We start from the raw sequence: 22427 nt of genomic DNA on the forward strand, positions 1-22427 counted from the left end.
GCCGCTCAGAATAAGGTTTGCATATGTCTATTACCGTACTCGCAAAACAGCTGGGACAGTTGTTGCAGCAACAAAACAAACAAGTCACAACGGCAGAGTCCTGCACTGGCGGCGGCATTGCTGAAGCAATTACACGTATTGCGGGCAGTTCGGCTTGGTTTGAAGCCGGTTATATTACTTACTCAAATCAGCAAAAAACTAAAATGTTGCACGTGGCGCAAGAGCTGCTTGTGGCACATGGTGCAGTGAGCCTGCCGGTCGTAGAAGCTATGGCGCAAGGTGCTCAGCGCGAAAGTGGGGCTTATTGCGCGGTGGCGGTTAGCGGTATTGCTGGGCCGGGTGGAGGAAGTGTCGATAAGCCCGTGGGTATGGTGTGTTTTGCTTGGGTGGTTGGCACACAAACCTACTCTGAAACGCAAGTGTTTGCCGGCGATAGAGCAGCCGTTCGTCAGCAGGCAGTGCAAAAGGCATTGCTTGGTCTAATCTCGTTAATAGCAAATAAATAAAAGCACGCTGCAGTTATTCCGATAACGGTTGTTGCTATTCAGAAAAAAACATGGATAATACTGGTTAACTATACAGTGTTTTGTGATTCATAACGTATTGAGGTCTAAAGATGGATGAGAATAAAAAGCGCGCCTTAGCAGCGGCACTGGGTCAGATTGAACGTCAATTTGGTAAGGGTGCGGTAATGCGTATGGGCGATCATGAGCGCCAAGCTATTCCGGCGATTTCAACCGGCTCTTTAGGTCTTGATATTGCGTTGGGTATAGGTGGGTTGCCAAAGGGTCGTATTGTTGAAATTTACGGCCCTGAGTCGTCAGGTAAAACTACATTAACTCTGTCAGTTATTGCTGAAGCACAAAAGCAAGGTGCAACCTGTGCCTTTGTTGATGCTGAGCACGCGCTGGATCCGGAATATGCTAGCAAGTTAGGTGTTAACGTTGATGATTTACTCGTGTCTCAGCCGGATACCGGTGAGCAAGCGTTGGAAATTTGCGATATGTTAGTGCGCTCTAATGCGGTGGATGTGATCGTGGTTGACTCCGTGGCGGCACTAGTTCCCAAGGCAGAAATTGAAGGCGAAATGGGTGATGTACACGTGGGTTTACAGGCACGCTTAATGAGTCAAGCGCTGCGTAAAATCACCGGTAATATCAAAAATGCTAACTGCTTGGTGATTTTTATTAACCAGATTCGCATGAAAATTGGCGTAATGTTCGGTAGCCCAGAAACCACTACAGGTGGTAATGCGCTTAAATTCTACTCTTCAGTACGTCTGGATATTCGCCGTACGGGTGCAATAAAAGAAGGTGATGAAATTACCGGTAGCGAGACGCGCGTTAAGGTGGTGAAAAACAAAGTGGCGCCACCGTTTCGTCAGGCTGAATTCCAGATTCTCTATGGTCGTGGAATTTACAAAACGGGTGAAATTATTGACCTGGGCGTGCAGCTAGGATTGTTAGAAAAAGCGGGCGCTTGGTACAGTCATCAGGGCACTAAAATTGGTCAGGGTAAAGCGAACTCTGCGCGCTACTTGGACGAAAATCCTGAGTTGCTTAACAGTCTGGATAAGCAAATTCGCGATCAATTATTGACTGTGGTTAAGCCTGCTGACAAAGAAACTAAAAAGGATGTGGTTGAGGAATAATCGCTCCTCAATTAATTCATGAACAATTAAGGTGGTGTTGCTCGTCAGCACCACCTTTTTTATGGGTGAAAAATGCTTGATACTCCAACAGAAATTCGTCGAAAAGCCATGGATCTACTTGCTAGGCGCGAGCATGGCGTGCAAGAGCTGTCACGTAAATTATTGCAGCGCGGCGCTGAACAAGAATTGATCGATATTGAACTGCAAAAACTTGTCGAAGAAGGGTTATTGTCTGAGCAGCGGTATTTAGAAAGCTATATTCGCAGTCGCGCTAACTCGGGTCGTGGTCCGGTGCGTATTCGCGAAGAGTTATCACAGCGCGGGTTGGCGCGTGACGACATTGAACAAGCCTTAGCGCAAGCAGATATTGACTGGCAAGAACAATTGCTTGAGCTGTGGCAAAGACGTTTTGGTGAACAACCAGCCGATCAAAAAGCCTATGCCAAACAAGTGCGCTTTTTGTTGTATCGCGGCTATGCAATGGATTGGGTGCAGAAGCTATTTAAATAACCAAAACACCGCAACACACAGACCGTCACCCAGAAGCTGGCCTCCAACAGGGTGCTTGTTGGGGGCGCAACTTTTGCGCGAATAAGGTATTGGATAATTTGCCCGTGCAACTGTACTCTGCTACCACTTCAAATTGACTTTCGACTGTTGTTAAATTTCCTGTGGTGAAAGATGAAAGTGTTGCAACCCCGCTGGCGTTTATTATTCGTATTTTTATTGATTTTTGTGGCTTTGCTCTGGCCTTTTCATTCGTTGGTGCAGGGCTACTATTTAGCTGAACTCAAACGTAAAAATAACCAGACGCTCGACTTAATCAGTGCCAACCTGGTAAGCACCTTACAACGTTACGAGGTGTTGCCACAGGTTTTAGGGCGTTTACCCGATGTGCAGCAAGCTTTGTTAAATCCAGAACCAGAACAACTGCATACAGCCAATGAACTGCTATCGACCATTCGTGATCAAACGGGTGCTGATGTTATTTATCTGCTCAACACTGAAGGTATGACCTTGGCCGCATCCAACTGGCTGGGACCGCGAAGCTTTATTGGCAATAATTTTGCTTTTCGTCCTTATTTTTACGATGCCCTAGCGCGCGGAACAGGTGAGTTTTTTGGATTGGGGAATATTTCCATTAAGCGTGGCTACTATTACGGCAGTGCTGTTTACCACGACAATAGAGCAATAGGCGTCATAGTGGTAAAGGTGGATTTGGACTTTACCGAGACACTGTGGGGTGAAGTGCCAGAACGCTTGCTGGTAACCGATCAAAACGGAGTGGTAATCCTGACGTCAGAGCCGCAATGGCGTTTTAAAGCCTCACGCGAGTTAAGTGCCAGCGAGCAGCAGTCCATTGCTAACCATAAGCCTTACACCACTATTGAGCCAGAACCCTTGAACTTAAAGTCTGAACAGTGGGTAGCCTTGCATAATGATTTACCTGCTATTGATTGGCGGGTCAGTATTTTCGCACCGAGAATGCTAATAAATGAACCAGTAAGTACAGCCATGGCCGTATTTGCTGTAACCGTATTAGCAGTGTTGCTCATTTTTGGTTTATTGCTGCAGCGCAGGCATTATTATTTGGAGCGCATTGCCATGGACGCGCAAGCCAAGCAAGAGCTTGAAGAAAGTGTGCGTAATCGAACGCAAGATTTGCAAACACTTAATAGCCGCTTAAAAGAAGAGGTTTTAGAGCGTGAAGCGACTGAGCAAGAGCTGGTGCGCACACAAGATGAACTGGTGCAAGCCGGTAAGTTGTCAGCATTGGGCGTAATGTCGGCCAGCATTAGCCATGAACTCAATCAGCCCTTGGCTGCAATCCGCAGCTATACAGATAACAGCAAGATTCTACTGACCAAAGAACGCTATGCAGAGGTGGCCAGCAATTTGGATTTGGTTGCTGTGTTAACCGAGCGCATGGCATCCATTATTGAACATTTACGCGCTTTTGCCCGACGCAATCCGCAGGCGTCAGAACATGTGGCGTTGCAGCCAGCGTTGGAAGATGCTTTGGCCTTGGTGGCCAGTCGCCGAAATGCGTTGCAGGTAGAAATTTTTCGTGATGTACCAGAAGCCACGCTTTGGGTTGAAGCCGGTGAGACGCGCTTACGGCAGGTGCTGAGTAACTTGCTGGCCAATGCCTTAGATGCACTGGCTGAAAAGCGTTCCCAGCGCTGTATTTGGCTGCAAACGAGCTTAAGTCAGGAATGGCTTTGTTTAACCATTAAAGACAGCGGTACGGGATTTACTGATGAGGCATTAGCGCAAGCTCGTGAACCTTTTTTCACCACTAAAACCAGCGCTCGGGGATTGGGATTGGGCTTGGCCATTTGCGATGCCATTGTTAAAGCATTGGGTGGTCGATTAGAGTTTGCCAATAATCTTGAGGGTGGAGCATGTGTGCGTCTTTACCTTAAACAAATTCCATCAGCGATGAATCTAGACGCGCAAGAGGATCGTTTTGCATGATTGAAATTGCAGCAGATACTGACGTTGTTTTGCTCGATGATGACGAGCATTTACGCACTGCGCTTGAACAAACCTTCGACTTAGCAGGCTTGAAGGTGCAAACGTCGGCGAGTGCTGAGGGTTTGCTTGATGCTTTACCCAAAGAGTGGGCGGGAGTGGTGGTCAGCGATATCCGTATGCCAGGCATTGATGGCGTGCAGTTGTTAGAGCAACTGGCTGCATACGATGCCCAGTTGCCCGTATTGCTGATTACTGGGCATGGTGATGTGCCATTGGCTGTGCAGGCGATGCGCGCCGGAGCCTATGACTTTTTGCAAAAACCCTTTGCCAGTGACTTGTTGCTCGATAGCGTGCGTAGGGCTTTGGCGGTGCGGCAATTAGTGCTAGAAAACCGCAGCTTACGCCTTGCCTTGGCAGATCAGAAGCTGCTGGGTGAGCGCCTTTTAGGGCCGTCAACTCAGGCACAACTGTTGCGCGAACAAATCAGCGCTTTGTCCGGTTTGCAAGCCGATGTGCTTATCCTCGGTGAAACAGGTAGCGGTAAAGAAGTGGTGGCACGTGCGCTGCATGATTTATCCAGTCGTGCGGCAGCACCTTTCGTGGCTATTAATGCGGGTGCTCTAGCAGAGTCAGTGATTGAAAGTGAATTGTTTGGGCATGAGGCAGGAGCTTTTACAGGCGCCCAAAAAAAACGCATTGGTAAGTTTGAGTTTGCTAACGGCGGCACGATTTTTCTCGATGAAATCGAGAGTATGAGCTTGGATGTGCAGGTCAAGTTGTTGCGTTTGTTGCAGGAAAGAGTGGTAGAGCGCGTCGGTTCTAATCAGCTTATTCCACTGGATATCAGGGTGATAGCTGCAACTAAAGAGGATTTGTTGGTTGCGGCAGACGCAGGACGCTTTCGCGCGGATCTGTACTACCGTTTAAATGTGGCGCAAATTCAGATTCCACCCTTGCGCCAACGCGCTGAAGATATTTTGCCGCTATTCCAGCATTTTGTCATACAGGCCTGTGGCAAACACCAAGTCACGCAGGAACCCTTGCTAACCGCAGAGCAGCGCGCTGAGTTATTAAGTCATGACTGGCCGGGTAATGTTAGGGAATTGCAAAATGCGGCAGAACGTTTTGCTTTGGGGTTAGGCTTAGCTGTTACGGAGTCCACCAAAAACCAGCTGCAAGCACTAGTGGGTTTGCCGTTGAGTCAACAAGTGGAAGCGTTTGAGCGTGCCTTGATAGCTGCAGAGTTAGCTAAGTCGCACTCTTCGTTGCGTGAAGTAGCAGAAGCCTTGCAAGTACCGCGGAAAACGCTGCACGATAAAATTCGTAAATATGGCCTGCAGCACAACTAGATGTAAATGTGGCGAGAACCCGCCAAGGAGTCGGGTTCAGTGGCGACAAACCGCCAGTGTTTCTGTGGGGTTAAATGCTATAAAGGTTCTTTTACCTCTTTGTATGCAGCTGTTTCTATTTGAAACAGAAATTTTTGATACTTTGGTATAAGGCTTGCTGTTGCGGAGCGATTTTTGCAATCTATGTAGCAGGTGAGCACTGGTCTCGCTGATGGTGATAATAAAAGTTTCATTCTGGAAACAACCAAAACTATCTGTAAGAGGAATTCTAGATGTTAAAAACAACCGCTAAAGCACTGGTTTGTGCCGTGTCTATCGGCTTGGCTGGCATTGCCCATGCAGCTGATCCAATAGTTATTAAGTTCTCACACGTAGTAGCAGAACACACCCCAAAAGGTCAGGGCGCGCTGCTGTTTAAAAAGCTGGCTGAAGAACGTCTACCCGGCGAAGTAAAGGTTGAGGTGTATCCAAACTCATCCTTGTTTGGTGATGGTAAAGAAATGGAAGCCCTATTAATGGGCGATGTGCAAATTATTGCACCTTCGTTAGCGAAGTTTGAGCACTACTCTAAGGGTATTCAAATTTTTGACTTGCCGTTTTTGTTTGATGACATGGCAGCAGTAGACCGTTTCCAAAAAGGTCCAGTAGGTCAAGAATTGCTGAGCTCAATGGAAGACAAAGGTATTACGGGCCTAGGTTACTGGCATAACGGTTTGAAGCAGCTTTCAGCTAACAAAAAACTGCTTGAACCAAAAGATGCTCGTGGTCTGAAGTTCCGCGTACAAGCATCAGCGGTACTGGAAGAGCAGTTTAAAGCGGTACGTGCAAACCCACGCAAGATGAGCTTTGCTGAGGTGTACCAAGGTCTGCAAACGGGTGTTGTAAACGGTGCAGAAAACCCCTACTCCAACATCTACTCGCAGAAAATGCACGAAGTGCAGAAATACATTACTGAGTCTAACCACGGTTTGCTCGACTATATGGTGATCACCAACACCAAGTTCTGGAACGAGCTGCCTAAGCACGTGAGCAAAGAGCTGCGTGCCATTATGGATGAGGTGACTGTTGAGGTGAACAAGCACGCGCATGAACTGAATATGCGTGATAAGCAGTCAATCATTGATGCCGGTAAAACTGAGATTCTATACCTGACTAAAGAGCAGCGCGAGAAGTGGCGCGAAGTGATGCGTCCGGTTTGGAAGAAGTTTGAAGCAGAAATCGGTGCTGAGCGTATCAAAGCCGCTGAAGCTGCCAACCAAGAGTAAGATGTAACAAATAGCACTAAGGCGGTGGAAGCACTGCCTTAGTGTTTTTTAATAATAGCAGAGGAGTCTGCGAATAATTGGCAGAATAATTATTCAGAGACTCTTAATAAATGGGGAATTTCAATGGGCACAGTAGGCCGAATCTGGGCGCGCTTTGAGGATGGATTTATCGTCTTCTTGCTTGCCGCAATGACATTGGTAACTTTTTTCTATGTGGTTTTCAATAACCTCTATGGAGTTTTTTTCTCCATTGCAGAATGGTTTGAAGAAGACTCTGCCGCCTCAGAGTTTTTTTATGCGGTGGGTGATTTTTTCCTGGATGTGGTGCAAACCATGACGTGGAGTAATGCGCTCACTAAAGCGTTGTTTGCTTGGTTAATATTTTTTGGTATTGCCTACGGTGTTCGGGTGGGGGGGCATATAGGTGTTGATGCACTGGTTAAGCTGGGCTCGCACAGAACGCAAAAAATAATCGGCATCGTGGCCTGCTTGGTCTGTATAGGCTATGCCGTGCTCTTGTCTGTCGCCAGTTACGGCTGGGCTACGACCTTGCTAAAGGCCAATATTGGCGCGGATGATTTAGGTCACTACGGCATCAAACAGTGGCATATCACGCTTATCGTGCCTCTTGGTTTTGCCATGGTGTTTGCCCGATTTTTGGAAATTCTTGTGCGTATTTTAACCAATCAACAAACGGGCTTGGGTTTGGCTGATGAAGCCGCCGATGCGATGAAACTGAGCAGCCAAGAGGAGAGCCAGTAATGACTATTGGGTTTCTATTCGTTGCGCTGTTTGCGCTGATGTTAATTGGCGTTCCGGTTGCTATTTCCTTAGGTTTGGCTGGCTCACTAACGATTATTTTCTTTAGCCCTGACTCCGTCAGCTCACTGGCGATTAAGCTGTTTGAAACCAGTGAACACTACACCCTGTTAGCGATTCCATTTTTCTTGTTGGCTGGCTCTTTTATGACCACCGGTGGGGTGGCGCGCAGATTGATTGATTTTGCCAACGCCTGTGTTGGACATATTCGTGGTGGTTTGGCGATTGGCTCAGTACTGGCCTGCATGTTGTTTGCCGCGCTATCAGGTTCGAGTCCTGCAACGGTTGCTGCAGTAGGTTCGATTGCCATTGCCGGTATGGTGCGCTCTGGTTATCCGCAAGCTTTTGCTGCGGGTATTGTCACCAACGCAGGAACACTTGGTATTTTGATTCCACCGTCGGTGGTGATGGTTGTCTACGCGGCTGCTACGGAAACATCTGTAGGTACGCTGTTTATGGCTGGTGTTGTGCCCGGGTTATTGCTGGGCGTACTACTGATGATAGCTATCTATGTCATTGCCGTAAAAAAGAACCTGCCGGCTATGCCGCGCGCCACAGTACGCCAATGGTTAAGTGCTGCACATAAAGCGGTTTGGGGCTTGCTGCTGATGGTAATTATCCTTGGCGGGATTTATAGCGGGCTGTTTACCCCGACCGAGGCCGCTGCCGTAGCGGCAGTCTATTCAGCCTTTGTTGCGCTGTTTATTTATAAAGACATGACCATTCGTGAGGCGCCAAAAGTGGTGCTAGAGTCAGCCAAACTCAGCATTATGCTGATGTTTATCATTGCCAATGCGATGCTGTTTGCTCACGTCTTAACCACCGAGCAAATCCCACAGCAAATTACCGCCATGGTGTTGGAGGCGGGCTTGCAGCCGTGGATGTTCTTGCTGGTCGTTAATATAGTCTTGCTGGTAGCGGGCGCATTTATGGAACCGTCGGCCATTATTTTAATTTTGGCACCTATTTTGTTCCCAATCGCCATGGAGCTAGGTATCGACCCCATCCACCTAGGCATCATCATGGTGGTCAATATGGAGATCGGCTTAATTACTCCACCGGTAGGGCTCAACCTGTTTGTGACCTCAGCAGTGACAGGGATGCCTGTTACTCAGGTAATTCGCGCTGCCATGCCTTGGTTGATGATGTTATTGGGTTTCTTGGTGATAGTGACTTACGTACCTTCGGTGTCCATGGGCTTGCCACGCTTATTGGGAATGTAAGACCAATAGTACCTACAGCACAAAAGCAAGGCGCACTACGTTTAAAATAAATGGGTGCGCCTTTTTTTATTCCGCCGTATTAGCGTAGCGTTTGCGCACAAAAAAACGGATGTTTTCAGTGACCAAGGGTTCTGCTACGTTAATCCAACACTTATCAATGCTAGGCTTGCCACGAAATAATGAAGGATTGTTGGAAAAACCAACCGGCTCTTTAGGGATGCCGTTGCGTGAGCTATCTAAACGGCCATTGGCATTCATATCTTGAAAAAGCTGCACTGCATACCGCCCCGGGGGCAGACCGGTAAAAACAATAGTTTCTTTTGTGGTCTCCACTGCTCGCAGTGGCTGAGCCTCCCAGTTCGTGCTTGACTGGTCATAGAGTGCCGCATGGATCACAGCGCGCGGTTGTTGTTCAGATAACTCAATGACCAGTGTGGCCGCAAAACTAGGAAAACTTATCCACAACAGCCAAGCTTGGCTTATAATCAGCAAGGTTTTTTTTGCTTTGCCGCGTGGCGGGCAAGTTTTATTCATCGCTTGGTACCTTGAAAATGCGTCATGTTTTAGTGATTCACTATTCACAAAGTGGGCAGTTAAATAAAGTGGTAGATGCTGTTACTGCGCCATTATTGGGGCAGGAGCAAATTCAGGTTGATTATTTAACGCTACAAATGCAAGAGGAGTTTCCTTTTCCTTGGCCATTTTGGCATTTCTTTCATATTTTTCCTGAAACTGTTTTACAGCGTGCGCAGCCTTTGCAGCCCTTTACACTGGATACAGATAAACAATACGATCTGATTATTCTTGCATATCAGGTATGGTTTTTATCTCCATCATTACCTATGGCGAGTTTTTTGGCGACTAAACAAGCACGGCTGCTACTAAAGGATAGGCCTGTTATGACGCTAATTGGCTGCCGAAATATGTGGCTGATGGCGCAAGAAAAAGTAAAATCACGCTTACAGCAGCTGGGTGCCCGTTTAGTGGATAATGCTGTTTTGACCGATGCTTGCGGCAGTGCTGCCAGCTTTTTAGCTACTCCTATGTGGATGTTTACTGGTAAGCGACAAGCCTATGCTTGGCTGCCCAAAGCCGGTATTGCCGAGCAAGATATCAGTGCGGCACAACGCTTTGGTTGGGCTATAAAGACTCGCTTATTAGCTGATACGAAGCCGATAACCGAGCCCATGTTGCGTGGTTTAGCGGCAGTACAGATTAACGAGAAGCTGATAGCCAGTGAGCGCATTGGTAATCGTAGTTTTCAGGTTTGGAGCCGTTTGCTCAGCAAATTGGGACCGCAACTTAGTGTGGCGCGCAGTGTGGGCTTAATGTTTTATGTGATCTTTTTGTTAGTCATGATCATTACAGTCGTACCCATTAGTGCGTTAGTGAGAAAAATACTATCCCCGCTATTGCGCAGAAAAACAGCTGAGCAAAAAGCCTATTTTGCACAACCCTCTGGGGAATAAGGACAAGGAATATCTGTGACACAAGCAGTCTATATCAATCGAGTGAGTGCCTTCCTGCCCCATGAGCCGGTGTGTAACGAACAAATGGAGCAGCGTTTGGGGATGGTTGGTGATAAGCCATCGCGGGCACGTAAAATCATTTTGCGCAGCAATGGTATCCGTTCACGCCATTATGCTATTGATCCAGTGACTTTAGCACCCAGTTACAGCAATGCGCAGCTAAGCGCTGAAGCCATTCGCGGTTTATGTGATGAAGCTATGCCGCTGGAGCAGATTGATTGTTTGGTAGCCAGTAGCTCACAGCCGGATCAGATGATGCCTAATCATGCCGTGATGGTGCACGGAGAGTTGGGTAATCCCGCCTGTGAGGTGGTGGCTACCTCAGGTATTTGTTTATGCGGTATGACCGCTTTGAAATACGCATGGATGAGCGTGGCGTTGGGGCAAAGTGAAGATGCCGTTGCTTGCGGTTCGGAAGTGGCTTCCAATCTCATGCGTGCCAGTAATTTTAGCGCTGAGTATGAGCAGCGAGCCGAGCAGTTGGCCAAGCAGCCAGAGCTGGCTTTTGAAAAAGATTTTTTGCGCTGGATGCTCTCCGATGGAGCCGGCGCGGTGCGTTTGTCTCAGCAGCCTAATCAGACAGGTTTGAGTTTGCGTATCGACTGGCTGGATATTTTGTCGTTTGCCAATGAGTTACCCGCCTGTATGTATGCGGGTGCAGACTATAAAGACGGCAAATTAAAAAGTTGGAGTCGTTATAGCGCACAAGAGCGCAATGCGCGTTCGGTGTTGGCAGTGAAGCAGGATGTAAAACTGCTCAATGAAAATATTGTTAAATATACCGTGGTCAAAGCCTTGCGCAAAATTATGCACAAGCGTGATTTGCAGGCGGATAAAATTGATTATTTTTTACCCCATTACTCTTCCGAGTTTTTCCGTGAACGCTTGGCTGATGGCATGCGTGAGGTGGGTTTGGAAATTCCTTACGAGCGCTGGTTTACCAATTTAACCAGTAAAGGCAATACGGGCTCAGCGTCTATTTTTATTATTTTAGAAGAGTTGTTTAATTCAGACCGTTTACGTGCTGGCGAAACCTTGCTGTGTTATGTGCCAGAAAGTGGACGTTTTTCCAGTGCTTTTATGCAGCTGACGGTGGTTGGTAATGAAGCTTGATGAAGTGCCGCAGGATGCGGAATGCTCTGCTTATGCAGGTCATCAAAAACTGCTGTATGCGGTGGATGAGGAAGGCTGCTACCAAGGCGCACAAAGTGCTGGCTGGGATGCAGAAAACTACGCAACGCAACAGGCCTTAGCTGAGCTGGAAGTGCTTGAGCAGCAGGCAAAGCAGCGTTGGCAGGCGGGCGAGACCTCGGTACTGCCCTATTTGATGTATCGCTACCGGATGGATGAGTTAGCTCTGGCGCAGTGCACAGGCTTGTGGCGCTGGCGTATTCGTCGCCATTTTAAAGTGCCGGTTTATCAACAATTACCTGTGCGGATTTTAACCCGCTACGCCCAAGCGTTTTCACTCCCTGTGGAGCAACTACTCGCGTATCAACAAGGTCAACTGGATGAGCTTTAATCACGAACAAAGTGCCCACTGCGAAAGCGGGGTGATGTCGAGTCTGTTGACCCATGCGGGGTTGCCGATGAGCGAGCCGATGGCGCTAGGCTTATCCTCGGGCATTGCCTTTGCCTATATTCCTTTAGTAAAACTCAGCGGTATGCCATTAATCGCTTACCGCATGCCACCTAAGCATATTATTAAAACGCTAAGCAAACGCCTGGGCTGTCGTTTACACAGCGCAACTTTCAGTAACCCGGCAGCAGGTAAGCAAGCCTTAGATCAAGCACTGGAACAAGGTCGTTTGGTGGGCATGCAGAGTTCGGTGTTTTGGTTGCCCTATTTTCCACCGGAAATGCGTTTTCACTTCAATGCGCATAACTTGCTTGCCTATGGCCGCGAAGGTGAGGAGTACCTACTTAGCGATCCCGTGTTTGAACAACCAGTGCGCTGCGCCAGTGACGATCTACAAAGAGCGCGTTTTGCCAAAGGTGCGCTGGCTGCCAAGGGTTTGCTGTATTGGTTAGAAGATGTGCCCAGTGAAGTTGACTGGGAGAAGTTGATCCGTAGCAGTATTTTATCCACCAGCCGGATTATTGATGGTTTACCACTGCCTTGGATTGGTATTCGTGGCATTGCGTATTTAGCGCGTAAAATTGCAGGCTTGGATGAGCAAGCGAAGAAATACAACCGCCTATATCTGACCCATATAGTGCGTATGCAGGAGGAGATTGGCACCGGGGGAGCTGGTTTTCGCTTTATGTACGCCAGTTTCTTGCAGGAAGCCGGTAGTTTGTTAAATGAGCCGGCTTTATGCGCTGCCTCGCAACAATTAACCGCAATTGGCGATCAGTGGCGTCAGTTTGCGTTGCTCTGTGTGCAGCACAGCCGTGGGAAATCCGAAAAGCCAAGCTTAGCTGAGATAAGCAGTGCTTTGCTGGCAATAGCCCAAGCCGAGCGTGTATTGTTTAAAGAGCTCGCGTGCTGGGCTAAGCGCAAATAATCGCTAGTCTAAAACCAATTGCGTAACAGTAAGCCCGCTACTTAGTTGTGCAAAGCTGTCTGCAGCTAAGAGCTGGTTGTGTTGGTTCTGAACCAGCACTGCTTGTAGTTGTACTTGCTCGTTGCCGCGGCAAACAATCAACAAAGCTTGCTGACAGTTTTTGGCCTGAACATCACAGTAGGCCAATTGCAAGAGTTGCTGCCATACCTGTGGGCCGGCGCTAATAAATAAGTTCGGCCCTTGTACGTCCAGCTGTTTGGCTAGGTAAAAACCTGCGGCGTTGCTGACGCTGTTAACAAACTCAAAGGGTCTGGGTTGTAACTTCTGAATGCACACGCTGTTGAGCAAGCCGGTCATAGTATCCCCAGAGGGGTAGTCAGCAGCTAGATAAATTCCGCAACTAGAAACCAGATGTTGGGTTAAAGGCGCAGCTGTGAGCAGTGCTTGCCAGGCAAGGCGGTCAATGCGGCGGGGCAAACTGCTGAAGTGCTCACGTAAAAGGGTTTTGAGTTGTTTGTCGCTTGTCCGTGTTGAAACCGATAGCTGACTGGCGCTAATGACGTGCATGGTTAGTTTTCCTGCCTAGTGGTTTGCAGAATCAAGCTTGCATTGTTGCCGCCAAAACCAAAAAAATTTGCCAAGATTAGGCTGTCTGATTGAGTCCACTGCGGATTGTGCTGCAGCGCAAAGGTGTCAGTCACATAAGCATGGCGTGGCGTGGGCAGCAAGCCTTGTTGTAAGCAGGCGCTAAGCAGCAGAGTTTCACTGAGTCCGCATGCGCCTAAGCCGTGACCCAGCCATTGCTTTAGTGTGCACAGATTGGGTGCGTTAGCCCGTTGTAAAAAACTCAGTATGCCGTTACGTTCGGCACGATCATTGACTGCAGTGGCGGTGCCGTGCAGTTTGACTAAATCAATGTCCTCAGCCTTACAGCCGGCTTGGTTTAAAGCTTGTTGTATGACGGCATAAATATGACTGCCATCTTCGCACGTGCCGGTAACGCTGGTGGTATCGCAAGCGCTGTAGCCGCCAAGCACTCGACATAGACTGTGTTCTTTCGCTTCGTTGCTTAGCATGGCTGCCGCGTACACTTCGCCTAAAATCAAGCCATCGCTATCAGGGTGGAAAGGGCGATAAAGGCCGCTATGACTGGTTAGTTCCAGAGCTGCGAATCCCTGTTGCACTATGGTGCTGCGCGGCTCGTAGCTTAAAATAGTCACACCAGCGTAAAGTTGATGCTTTATCAAGTAAGCGCCATACAGCAAGGCATTGGCGGCACTGCTGCAGGCCGTATTAATGACAAGACTGGCTTGAAAACCGTATTGTTGTTGAAGCAGGTTTGCAATGCGATTCAGCGGGGTGGAATCGGCCGCACTGAAGCTTGCTTTGGTGCGCGTATTTTGTTCGTGCAGCATAATATCGAGGCTGGAGCTGGCTACAATCAATAGCTGATCGCTAAAATCAGCTTGGTAGTGGCTGATCAACTCTTCGATAATACGCTGCAGGTGCTCAATAGGCTGGCGCTGCTGTTTGAGTGCAAAGTAAGGCATTTCCAGCAAACGTTCGTTTAGCGTGAACGGCTGTGTGTGCGGTGCTTGATTGTTGCGTACCGCAGCAACAGCCTTGGCGAGTGACTCGCCTAGACAGCTGTGCAGAACGGGGCTATGTAGATAACAACTCATGAGTTGTTGCGAATGTAGTCAGCGATAGTGGCGATACTGGTAAGCACGCGTCGACCTTCTTTGGCCCCTTCGATGCGCACGCCATACTGCTGTTGCAGGGCTAGAGAAACCTGCAGGGCATCCAGGCTATCCATTTGAATGCGGCTGTCTTGGCCGAATAAAAGCTCTTGGGTATCGATTTCTTGCCAATCAAAATCATCTTCTTTGTCGCACTCACGCAAAATGAGTTGCTTAAGCTGTTGTTCTAGTTCTGGCTTGTCCATAGGGTGTTTTGTACTCTTCTGTGTAACAAAATAACGCCGGCAGCTCCAGTGCATAGGGCGAAAACGAGCAAATAATAGCACCAGATGGCGATATCTTTGAGTTCTCCCTGGCCGACTAGCAGGGTTAAAAAAGCATCCAGCGCCCAACTCATAGGTGATAGTTCAGCGATGTGCTGCATGCTGATGGGCATCATATTTTTGGGCACCATTATACCGCCAATGGCGGCTAAAATCAGGTTGCTGCCAGCGCTGAGTAGTAGAGCTTGTTCAGTATTTCTGGCAACGGCGGCTACTAATAAGCCAAAACAGCAGCAAGCGCTAGTAATACAAATAGCTAAAGGAAAATAGGCGAGTTCGTTGCCATGGATACTAAGGGCGGGCAAACCCAGCAGGGGTAGCACAAAAAAGCCTAGGCTAAGCAGCAAAATAAACTGCAGCATATTGATCAGGCTATAGGGTATAAGTTTGCTGAGCAACAGGGTGCTTTGCGCCAAAGGTAGCGCGCGCAGGCGTACTAATACGCCAGACTGAAATTCGAGCTGCAAGCTGTTGGACATGGGCAGCACAATAAAAAACATACCGAAAATAAGCCAAGCAGGTACGCTCATTTGACTGGCGCTAGCCCGGTTACCTACAGCGCCACTGCTGAGGATTTGATACTCCTTAAGCTCGCTTTGCGTTTGCAGCTGCACCTGCTGGAGTTGTTCTGCCAAGGGAGCATTGTCACTGATCAGTTCGCTGTCAATTAAGAAATCCCATAGACGGGTTTGCGCTAAAGCGATGGTGACTGCACTGCGTATACGCTGGCGGCTGAGCGTGTCGCTGTTGGCTGGAAACGACAACTTTGGCCCTTGGTGGGGATTGTCGTGCAGTTGTTCGGCAAACGTGGGGCTCAGTGCTATTTGGATGGTGGGGGTGTCAGCTTGTACCTGGCTTTGTGGTAATTGCTTCTCTAATGCAGCGAGAAAAAATGCACTGGCAGGGCTCGGGTTAGGGATATCGACACTAAAATTAACCGCTGGGAGTTCATCTTGATTAATGGCCGACATAGCAAAGGCCATAATCACCAGAAATAGTCCTGGCATAATAAAGAGCGCGCCCAGCGCGTGCCAGTCACGACTGAGCAATAACAGCTCTTTAAAGCTTAATGCCCACAGCCTCATAGCTGACCCCCGCTTACTTGTAAATAAAGCTGTTCCAGGCTCGGTTTGCTGTAATTCATACGAGTGGGTGCGGGCGTGGTGTGACTGATATGTGTGAGCAAGGTTGCCCATTGCGGCTGAGTTAGGGCATGAATAATTAAGCTGTTGTGTTGTTGCTGAAAGTCGAGTTGCTGCTGCTGGCATAGCTTGACTAACTCGATAGGTATCCCAGAGACCCATTCAATCACTAGATTGTGTGCGCTGGGTTGTTCGGCAAGCGCTATATCGAGCTGCACTTTGCCTGCGTTAAGCAAAATAACGCGTTCGGCTATTTGCTCGATTTCGGGTAAATAATGGCTGGTGTAAATGATACTTTTACCGCTCTGTTTAAGTTGCTTAATAGCGTTTAACAGATGTTGGCGGCTGACGCTGTCCACACCAACGGTTACCTCGTCGAATAGAAATAATTGCGCAGGTGCTAAAATACCTAAAGCGAAATTAAGTCGCCGTTGTTGTCCGCCTGATAGTTGACCGGCTTTTTTATGCAGTAGTGATTCCAGCTGCGCCGCTTCGATAGCTAAACTGAGCTGCTGCTGGCGTTGTTGACCCTTAAGCAAGTAAAGATCGGCAAAAAGGTGTAAGTTTTCTTGGCTGCTGAGCTTGGCATAGAAGGCCAGAGTTTGCGGTACAAGCCCTAGACTGGGTTGCTGTTGCCAGCGTAACTGCCCAGCGCTGGGTGTAATAAGCTGTGCGATGAGCGACAGTAGTGTGGTTTTCCCAGCACCGTTAGCACCCAGTAAGCCAATGCACTGCCCCTGCTGTATTTTAAAGTTGATATCGCTCAGCGCATCTTGCTCAGCGCCGGGGTAGCGGTAGTGAAGGTGGCAAAGCTCAAGCATGGTTTAACACCAGTAACAGAGTGCCATCGAGCAGTATCTGCTGCTGTTGTGTAACGGTGAATAGATAAGCAGCGCTGAGTTTGTTGGTAGATTGCAGCGTTGCTTTGACTTGCAGAGTGCCGCCGGTAGACGTGGCCTGTTGATACACCTTGAGTTTACTCAGTTTGCCAATATAGGCTTCAGTGGGCGAGTTGTGCTTGGCATACAATGCGCCATGTGCGGCACAGAGTTGTGCAGCAGCTTCGAAAAAATAAGCACTCTGTAGTTGGGTTAACTGCGCAAGGCAATCCCGGTGGCACTCGCCAAGGATGCTTTGTTGATCATGCTTAATAATTGCAGTTAACCATAGCGCTGTACCGCGATGTGGTAATAAAGCTGTTAGTTCTGGGAGAGCCATAGTTGCTAGGAAAATCTATTAAGTGCGTATGCTGTGCAAGTTGCCGCGGTGTAGGGCTGGCAATTATTGCAAATAATGCGTGATTATAGGGTAGTTTAGAAATAGGGGGCAGTTAAATGATGCAAAACGGGCAGAGGTCAATGGTTTTAGTAACGTTCGCTAGGCGGCAACTTGTCCAGTCATGCAGGTTGGTATTGATGGCTGCGCTCACAGTGGGCTTGCTAGCCTGTGGCAGTAAAGATCCGCAAAATGCGTTAGAAGAAGCTGCGCGCCAGCTGGAGGAAAATATCAAAAACCAACAAACCAGCGCGGTGATGCAGCAGTTGCATACCGATTTTTTAGCGCAGCAACACTATGGCCGACAGGAAATTCGCCAGCAGATGCTGGGACTGTTTATGCGTTATAAGAGCATTAATATTCTAGTGCTTAATCGTGATTGTCAGTTAGATAAGGGCTTTTATGATCGCGGCCTGTGTACGGCGCAAGTTGGCATTACCGGCGCGCAAAGGCTTATTCCAGAGCGGGCTGAACATTATCGAGTCAGCAGTGTGTGGCAGTTAACCGATAAAAAATGGCAGCTGTTGCAGCTGGATTGGCAATAAGCAGCCTAACCTATGCGCGTTTAAAAACCTTATTAGGCTGCAATAAGGATAACTACAACGCGTATTTAATGCGCTTTGCTCGCGTCCTTAACGCATAATTACTCGCGCTAAAAGCCTGAGCTTGCTATACTTGCGCACCCTTTTTCGCGTCCTAAGCGGGTGCGTAACGTTTTGTGTACAGCTATGAAAATCTTCGTTAAGCCCTTTGCTGAGATCACCATTAAAAGCCGCCCGGTGAGGCGTCAGTTTGTTCGCCAGTTGGTGAAAAATATGCGTACGGTGTTGAGTCCGCTTGACCCCGAAGTGGCGGTGAGTGGTGAGTGGGACAATATTGAGGTGCAAAGCAGTCTCGTCGAGCCTGTGGCGCAGCAAGAATTATTTGAGCGGCTCAGCAACACGCCCGGTATCGCACACTCATACCAAGTGCAAGAGTATCCACTGCCAGACTCTATGGAAACCATCGCGCAGTTGTGTGCAGAGCATTACGCACCTTTGTTGCAAGGGAAAACCTTCGCGGTGCGCTGTAAGCGTGTAGGCAAGCATGAGTTTACCTCCATGGATGTTGAACGCACTTTGGGTAGCCTGTTGCGCCGCCAATGCGCGGCAGCTGGAGTAGAGCTAAATCGACCCGAAGTGGAAGTGCGATTAGAAATCCGTCATCAGCGCTTAATGGTTGAGCATGCACGCCATGCAGGTATGGGTGGCTTCCCGTTAGGCTCTATTGAGCAAGCCTTAGTGCTAATGTCTGGCGGCTTTGACTCTACCGTGGCTGCCTATCAGCTCATGCGTCGCGGATTGTTGACCCATTTTTGTTTTTTTAATCTGGGTGGTCGTGCCCATGAATTGGGTGTGATGGAAGTAACCCAGTATTTGTGGGAAAAATACGGTCGCTCCCATAGGGTGCTGTTTATTAGTGTACCCTTTGAAGAAGTGCTGGCTGATATTCTCAATACTGTGGATAACAGCCACATGGGCGTAGTGCTTAAACGCATGATGCTCCGTGCGGCTGAACGTATCGCCGATGGGTTGCATATTGAAACCCTAGCAACAGGTGAGGCCGTTTCACAAGTATCTAGCCAAACGCTCACTAATCTGTCGGTGATTGATAAAGCCATCGAAAAGTTGGTGCTTCGCCCTCTGGTTGCCACGCATAAACAAGAGATTATCGATACGGCTGAAGCCATCGGCACGGCGGATTTTGCTAAAAATATGCCGGAATACTGTGGCGTGATTTCGGTGAATCCGACTACCAAGGCACGATTGGGTCGAGTGATGCGCGAAGAAGAGCGTTTGGATATGAGTATTTTGGACCGTGCGATCAGTCGAGCGCGCTTCATTACCGTGGACAAACTGCTTGAAGAGTTAAGCCAGGATGTGCAGGTAGAAACCGTCAGCCAAGCGTTGCCAGGGCAGATAGTGATTGATATCCGTCATCCGCATGAGTGCGAGGATAAGCCCTTACAGTTGGCTGATATCGAGCTGCTACACATGCCGTTTTATGCGGTAAATAACCGTTTCAAAGAGCTGGACGCTAACCGCCAGTACCTGCTCTATTGTGACAAAGGGGTGATGAGTCGCCTGCATGTGCATCATCTGCTGCATGAGGGTCACACCAATGTGCGGGTGTATCGGCCTTAGCAATCTTTCTGCAATAGAAGCTAAAGCGTATGGACTGGCGCGGCCAAAAAGTCCCAAATTCGATTTAAATGTTAACTACTAGAGACAACTACAGTGATAGATAATTTACGTAATATTGCCATTATTGCCCACGTTGACCACGGCAAGACCACTCTGGTCGATGCTTTGCTGCGAGCCTCAGGGACTTTGGACCGCAAAGAGCTTGAGTCAGACCGTGTGATGGACTCTGATGACCAAGAAAAAGAACGTGGCATTACCATTCTGGCGAAAAACACCGCCATCAAATGGCAAGATTACGCCATTAACATTGTTGATACGCCCGGACACGCCGATTTTGGTGGTGAGGTAGAGCGCGTCATGAGCATGGTTGACTGCGTGCTGCTAGTGGTTGACTCCATCGACGGCCCAATGCCACAAACCCGTTTTGTAACCCAAAAAGCGTTTCAAGCCGGTTTGAACCCTATTGTGGTGGTTAACAAAATTGATCGACCGGGCGCGCGTCCAGATTGGGTGATTGATCAGATTTTTGATCTGTTCGACAACCTCGGCGCGACCGATGAGCAGCTTGATTTCCCTATTGTGTACACCAGTGCGCTGAACGGCATCGCCGGTATGGACCCGAGCGAAATGGCTGAGAATATGGACCCGTTATTCCAAGCAATTATCGATTTTGTTCAGCCGCCTAAAGTGGATGTGGACGGTCCGTTCCAGATGCAAATCTCGGCGCTGGACTACAACAACTTCCTCGGCGTTATCGGCATTGGCCGCATTAGCCGTGGTCGCATTAAAGCTAACTCGCCTGTAACAGCGGTTGACTCCACGGGCAAAAAGCGCAACGGACGTATTCTGAAAATCATGGGCCATCGTGGCTTGCAGCGTGTTGAAGTTGAAACAGCACAAGCCGGTGATATCGTCTGTATCAGTGGTTTTGAGCCGCTGTTTATTTCCGATACTCTTTGCGATCAGCAGCATGTAGAAGCATTACCTCCGCTGACCGTTGATGAGCCTACCGTCAGCATGACTTTTCAGGTGAATGACTCACCTTTTGCCGGTCGAGAAGGCAAGTACGTTACCAGCCGTAACCTCAAAGAGCGTCTGGAAAAAGAGCTGCTGCACAACGTTGCGTTGCGCGTTGAAGAAACAGGTGATCCGGACAAATTCAAAGTATCTGGCCGTGGTGAGCTGCACCTGTCAGTACTGATTGAAAACATGCGCCGCGAAGGTTTTGAGTTGGCGATTTCCCGCCCAGAAGTGATTGTCAAAGAAGTGGACGGCGTCAAACAAGAGCCGTTTGAGTTTGTAATTTTTGATATTGAAGAGCAGCATCAGGGCCCTATTATGGAGCAACTGGGCCTGCGTAAAGGCGACCTAAAAGACATGGTTCCAGACGGTAAAGGCCGTGTGCGTTTGGAGTACGTTATTCCTGCGCGTGGTTTAATTGGTTTTCGTAACCAATTTATGACCATCACTTCAGGCACAGGTATCCTGACCAGTACCTTTAGCCATTATGGCGAAGTGAAGAGTGGTGAAATGGCCGGTCGACTCAACGGCGTGTTGGTTTCGATGGCTACCGGTAAGGCGCTAAGTTACTCGCTGGAAACCCTGCAAGAGCGTGGTAAGTTATTCCTGTCGCCCGGTGAAGAGGTTTACGAAGGTCAGCTTGCGGGCATTAACAGCCGTGATAACGACTTGGCGATTAACCCCACCAAGGCGAAAAAACTCGATAACATGCGTGTATCGGGTAAGGAAGATACCATTCAACTGGTCACTCCGATTCGCTTTACGCTTGAGCAGGCCCTAGAGTTTATTGAGGATGATGAGCTAGTAGAGGTCACGCCGCAATCCATTCGTTTGCGTAAGAAACTACTGACTGAAAACGAGCGCAAGCGCGCCGGTCGCGGTTAGTAAGCAACCCATACTCCGGGCTTGGAGTACTCAATGCATAAGCCGTATGTGTTGGGCTATAGGCAGCAACGGTGGCAAGGATGCAACCGTTACGCTTATAAAAATGAAACCACAGCGCAGGTCGCTATGTGCTTTTCGGGCAGGACGCTAAGAGTCGGCAAAGTTCAATTGTCGCCACGCTTCATAGGCGGCTACTGCTACAGTATTAGATAAATTTAAGCTGCGTGAGTTTTCGCGCATCGGTAGACGCACCAGCTGCTCTGCCGGAATACTGTTACGCACCCAGTCTGGCAAGCCGCGGGTTTCAGGACCAAAAATAAAAGCATCACCAGCCTGATACTGAACATCTGCATAGCTGTGCTGCCCTTTAGTGCTAAAGGCAAGCAGACGTGGTTGGTTAAGTGCCGTTAAACAACTGGCTAGATCCTCATGGAGCTTCACTTCAGCAAACTCTTGGTAATCCAGTCCAGCACGTCGTAAGCGTTTGTCATCAAAAACAAAGCCCAAAGGCTTGATAAGATGTAAGCTGCAGCCAATGTTGGCACACAGACGAATGATGTTGCCGGTGTTTGGTGGGATTTCCGGTTCAAAAAGAATGATGTGAAACATGAGACAGCCTAGACAAAAAATAATTGCTGATTCTACCCTGCCTGAACTGCCGCGACGCAAGTTACGGTTAAAGTTTTTTGCTAGCCTCTGCTTGGTGGCATTTTTGTTGGGGCTGATGCTGGGTGATGTATTTAAAACCCAGCCCGTTCGAATTCACAATCAACTTATCCAGATTACCGTGCAGGAACAGGGATTAAAGCTTTGCTTTGGTGCTGTGCCGCAGGTGCGCAGTGGACAAACACAGGGAATGTACTGGTTAAGTTTTGAGCAGGTGCTTGGCACGCCTGCTAGTGGGCAACTGCTGTTGTCCGACAATGAAGAAAGAGTGAGCTGGCGAGTTACGCCGCAACAAGAGGGGTTGCAGTTAGGGCTGGTTGCGTTACAGCCTTTGCAGGGAACTTGGCAGCAACTCGAAGAACAACCTTGTATAGCGGTACAAGTAACAACAGCGACACAGCAATAATGCAGG

The 22427-nt window shown here is 48.7% G+C and carries 24 protein-coding genes; 16 read left to right on the top strand and 8 right to left on the bottom strand.

Annotation, left to right across the window (positions count from 1 at the left end):
• Nucleotides 1-23 precede the first annotated feature (23 nt).
• The 8 genes from QEZ41_RS01680 to dctM all read left to right on the top strand — a co-directional run bounded on the left by QEZ41_RS01680 (nucleotide 24) and on the right by dctM (nucleotide 8785).
• A complete protein-coding gene (locus QEZ41_RS01680; RefSeq protein ID WP_289409619.1) occupies nucleotides 24-506 on the top strand; it encodes a CinA family protein in 483 nt (160 codons plus the stop codon).
• A gap of 110 nt (nucleotides 507-616) precedes the next feature.
• Nucleotides 617-1651, top strand: a complete 1035-nt coding sequence (gene recA / locus QEZ41_RS01685) for a recombinase RecA (RefSeq protein ID WP_289409620.1) — start codon at nucleotides 617-619, stop codon at nucleotides 1649-1651.
• A gap of 72 nt (nucleotides 1652-1723) precedes the next feature.
• A complete protein-coding gene (recX, locus tag QEZ41_RS01690) occupies nucleotides 1724-2161 on the top strand; it encodes a recombination regulator RecX (protein ID WP_289409621.1) in 438 nt (145 codons plus the stop codon).
• 171 nt (nucleotides 2162-2332) lie between these two features.
• The gene (locus tag QEZ41_RS01695; RefSeq protein ID WP_289409622.1) at nucleotides 2333-4129 is read left to right on the top strand and encodes a sensor histidine kinase; all 1797 of its coding nucleotides are present in this window, start codon (nucleotides 2333-2335) and stop codon (nucleotides 4127-4129) included.
• Nucleotides 4126-5478, top strand: coding sequence for a sigma-54-dependent transcriptional regulator (locus QEZ41_RS01700; protein WP_289409623.1), 1353 nt, complete (start codon nucleotides 4126-4128; stop codon nucleotides 5476-5478). The genes QEZ41_RS01695 and QEZ41_RS01700 overlap by 4 nt, the downstream gene beginning before the upstream one ends.
• 272 nt (nucleotides 5479-5750) lie before the next feature.
• Nucleotides 5751-6743, top strand: coding sequence for a C4-dicarboxylate TRAP substrate-binding protein DctP (gene dctP / locus QEZ41_RS01705; RefSeq protein WP_289409624.1), 993 nt, complete (start codon nucleotides 5751-5753; stop codon nucleotides 6741-6743).
• A gap of 123 nt (nucleotides 6744-6866) precedes the next feature.
• Nucleotides 6867-7505, top strand: coding sequence for a TRAP transporter small permease (locus QEZ41_RS01710; protein WP_289409625.1), 639 nt, complete (start codon nucleotides 6867-6869; stop codon nucleotides 7503-7505).
• The gene (gene dctM / locus QEZ41_RS01715; protein ID WP_289409626.1) at nucleotides 7505-8785 is read left to right on the top strand and encodes a C4-dicarboxylate TRAP transporter large permease protein DctM; all 1281 of its coding nucleotides are present in this window, start codon (nucleotides 7505-7507) and stop codon (nucleotides 8783-8785) included. Before QEZ41_RS01710 ends, dctM begins: the two co-directional genes overlap by 1 nt.
• A gap of 66 nt (nucleotides 8786-8851) precedes the next feature.
• On the opposite strand, the gene QEZ41_RS01720 is transcribed toward dctM, so the two are convergent.
• Nucleotides 8852-9319, bottom strand: a complete 468-nt coding sequence (locus QEZ41_RS01720; RefSeq protein ID WP_289409628.1) for a DUF2141 domain-containing protein — start codon at nucleotides 9317-9319, stop codon at nucleotides 8852-8854.
• A gap of 17 nt (nucleotides 9320-9336) precedes the next feature.
• On the opposite strand from QEZ41_RS01720, the gene QEZ41_RS01725 reads away from it, so the two are divergent.
• Genes QEZ41_RS01725 through darH form a run of 4 tightly spaced genes read left to right on the top strand, consistent with a single transcriptional unit; the run spans nucleotide 9337 to nucleotide 12821 of the window.
• Entirely contained in the window at nucleotides 9337-10254 is a 918-nt protein-coding gene (locus tag QEZ41_RS01725) for a dialkylrecorsinol condensing enzyme (protein WP_289409629.1), read from the top strand.
• Between the two features lie 15 nt (nucleotides 10255-10269).
• Nucleotides 10270-11427 carry a beta-ketoacyl-ACP synthase III gene (locus tag QEZ41_RS01730; RefSeq protein WP_289409630.1) on the top strand — a complete coding sequence of 386 codons (1158 nt, stop codon included), beginning with the start codon at nucleotides 10270-10272 and terminating at the stop codon, nucleotides 11425-11427.
• A complete protein-coding gene (locus tag QEZ41_RS01735; RefSeq protein ID WP_289409632.1) occupies nucleotides 11417-11836 on the top strand; it encodes a DarG family dialkylresorcinol biosynthesis protein in 420 nt (139 codons plus the stop codon). Before QEZ41_RS01730 ends, QEZ41_RS01735 begins: the two co-directional genes overlap by 11 nt.
• Nucleotides 11826-12821 (top strand): BtrH-related acyltransferase DarH, encoded by a 996-nt coding sequence (gene darH / locus QEZ41_RS01740; RefSeq protein WP_289409633.1) that lies wholly within the window; start codon nucleotides 11826-11828, stop codon nucleotides 12819-12821. Before QEZ41_RS01735 ends, darH begins: the two co-directional genes overlap by 11 nt.
• 3 nt (nucleotides 12822-12824) lie before the next feature.
• On the opposite strand, the gene QEZ41_RS01745 is transcribed toward darH, so the two are convergent.
• Genes QEZ41_RS01745 through QEZ41_RS01770 form a run of 6 tightly spaced genes read right to left on the bottom strand, consistent with a single transcriptional unit; the run spans nucleotide 12825 to nucleotide 17204 of the window.
• A complete protein-coding gene (locus QEZ41_RS01745; RefSeq protein WP_289409634.1) occupies nucleotides 12825-13388 on the bottom strand; it encodes a hypothetical protein in 564 nt (187 codons plus the stop codon).
• A gap of 2 nt (nucleotides 13389-13390) precedes the next feature.
• On the bottom strand, nucleotides 13391-14503 hold the full coding sequence (locus QEZ41_RS01750; protein WP_289409635.1) for a beta-ketoacyl synthase N-terminal-like domain-containing protein: 1113 nt from the start codon (nucleotides 14501-14503) through the stop codon (nucleotides 13391-13393).
• On the bottom strand, nucleotides 14500-14766 hold the full coding sequence (locus tag QEZ41_RS01755; RefSeq protein ID WP_289409637.1) for an acyl carrier protein: 267 nt from the start codon (nucleotides 14764-14766) through the stop codon (nucleotides 14500-14502). Before QEZ41_RS01755 ends, QEZ41_RS01750 begins: the two co-directional genes overlap by 4 nt.
• Complete coding sequence (locus tag QEZ41_RS01760; RefSeq protein ID WP_289409638.1) at nucleotides 14748-15929, bottom strand: ABC transporter permease; 1182 nt, start codon at nucleotides 15927-15929, stop codon at nucleotides 14748-14750. Before QEZ41_RS01760 ends, QEZ41_RS01755 begins: the two co-directional genes overlap by 19 nt.
• Nucleotides 15926-16807: an ABC transporter ATP-binding protein gene (locus tag QEZ41_RS01765; RefSeq protein ID WP_289409639.1), complete on the bottom strand. Its 882-nt coding sequence runs from the start codon at nucleotides 16805-16807 to the stop codon at nucleotides 15926-15928. Before QEZ41_RS01765 ends, QEZ41_RS01760 begins: the two co-directional genes overlap by 4 nt.
• Nucleotides 16800-17204 (bottom strand): ApeP family dehydratase, encoded by a 405-nt coding sequence (locus tag QEZ41_RS01770; protein WP_289409640.1) that lies wholly within the window; start codon nucleotides 17202-17204, stop codon nucleotides 16800-16802. The genes QEZ41_RS01765 and QEZ41_RS01770 overlap by 8 nt, the downstream gene beginning before the upstream one ends.
• Nucleotides 17205-17401: 197 nt before the next feature.
• On the opposite strand from QEZ41_RS01770, the gene QEZ41_RS01775 reads away from it, so the two are divergent.
• The 3 genes from QEZ41_RS01775 to typA all read left to right on the top strand — a co-directional run bounded on the left by QEZ41_RS01775 (nucleotide 17402) and on the right by typA (nucleotide 21349).
• On the top strand, nucleotides 17402-17806 hold the full coding sequence (locus QEZ41_RS01775) for a hypothetical protein (RefSeq protein ID WP_289409641.1): 405 nt from the start codon (nucleotides 17402-17404) through the stop codon (nucleotides 17804-17806).
• 183 nt (nucleotides 17807-17989) lie between these two features.
• Nucleotides 17990-19444, top strand: coding sequence for a tRNA uracil 4-sulfurtransferase ThiI (gene thiI, locus QEZ41_RS01780; RefSeq protein ID WP_289409642.1), 1455 nt, complete (start codon nucleotides 17990-17992; stop codon nucleotides 19442-19444).
• Nucleotides 19445-19537: 93 nt separating this feature from the next.
• Nucleotides 19538-21349, top strand: coding sequence for a translational GTPase TypA (typA, locus tag QEZ41_RS01785; RefSeq protein WP_289409643.1), 1812 nt, complete (start codon nucleotides 19538-19540; stop codon nucleotides 21347-21349).
• 147 nt (nucleotides 21350-21496) lie between these two features.
• Here the strand turns inward: typA and trmL are convergent, their stop codons facing one another.
• The gene (gene trmL, locus QEZ41_RS01790; protein WP_289409644.1) at nucleotides 21497-21958 is read right to left on the bottom strand and encodes a tRNA (uridine(34)/cytosine(34)/5-carboxymethylaminomethyluridine(34)-2'-O)-methyltransferase TrmL; all 462 of its coding nucleotides are present in this window, start codon (nucleotides 21956-21958) and stop codon (nucleotides 21497-21499) included.
• On the opposite strand from trmL, the gene QEZ41_RS01795 reads away from it, so the two are divergent.
• A complete protein-coding gene (locus tag QEZ41_RS01795; RefSeq protein WP_289409645.1) occupies nucleotides 21957-22421 on the top strand; it encodes a hypothetical protein in 465 nt (154 codons plus the stop codon). The genes trmL and QEZ41_RS01795 overlap by 2 nt on opposite strands.
• Nucleotides 22422-22427: the final 6 nt, after the last annotated feature.

The organism is Thiopseudomonas acetoxidans (genome assembly GCF_030362935.1).
In the GTDB taxonomy this organism is placed as follows: Bacteria; Pseudomonadota; Gammaproteobacteria; order Pseudomonadales; family Pseudomonadaceae; genus Thiopseudomonas; species Thiopseudomonas acetoxidans.